The following is a 760-nucleotide window of genomic DNA, read 5'->3' on the forward strand; positions in this document are numbered from 1 at the left end:
GGAATGGCATGGTGACCTTGCTTGATAAAACGGGAGTGCGGTAACGTATTGCCCAGAAAAGACAAACCCCGAATCTCTGTGATCAACTTGGCGGAAGAATACAGAGAGTTCGGGGCTGTGACGAATCACGAGGTAAAGAATACCACATGGATCACATCAAACAAGCCAGCACCGCCAATAAGCGCGGTGTCCGATGGTAAAACCAGCGCTTCACGCCGCTGCCTTTGTCGAACGTCTCCCCCGTCGTCCCTACTGCACCGATGATCCGGCGCAGGGGTTGCTGATCCGCCCGCAAGCGACCGCGCTGGCCTATCGCCATATCCAGCACAACCCGCCGCCGCACGTGGCCTGTCTGGTGTTCGATGTGGACAGCTCAGATGGCTATGAGGCATGGAAGGATGCGGGATTACCAGCCCCGAACTGGATCACGTTCAACCCCAAGAACAGCCATGCTCACTATGGGTACTATCTTGAGGCTGTTGTGGCCCGTACCAGTGCGGCCAAGCAAAAACCGTTGCGCTATCTGGCGGCCATAGAGCACGTTCTGGCAAAGCGGCTGGGGGCTGACATGGGATATGCAGGGCTAATCACCAAAAACCCCGTACACGGCGATTGGTGGACGATATGGCATCACGCCGAGCCGTTTAGCCTCGACTATCTGGCTGAGTTCTGCCCTGATGCAGATTTAGCGGCCTATAGCCGCCGCAGTCGCAAAGAGGTTGGCGGGCTGGGGCGTAACGTGACGGTGTTCGATAACGTG

The 760-nt window shown here is 57.0% G+C and carries 1 protein-coding gene; it reads left to right on the forward strand.

The genetic code is table 11. From position 1 onward, the window contains the following. Positions 1–193: 193 nt before the first annotated feature. Positions 194–760 (forward strand): replication initiation protein (locus FO441_RS12500; RefSeq protein WP_186365560.1); only part of this gene is annotated, 567 nt, incomplete at its 3' end.

Source organism: Salinicoccus cyprini (genome assembly GCF_007713705.1).
Taxonomy (GTDB): domain Bacteria; phylum Bacillota; class Bacilli; order Staphylococcales; family Salinicoccaceae; genus Salinicoccus; species Salinicoccus cyprini.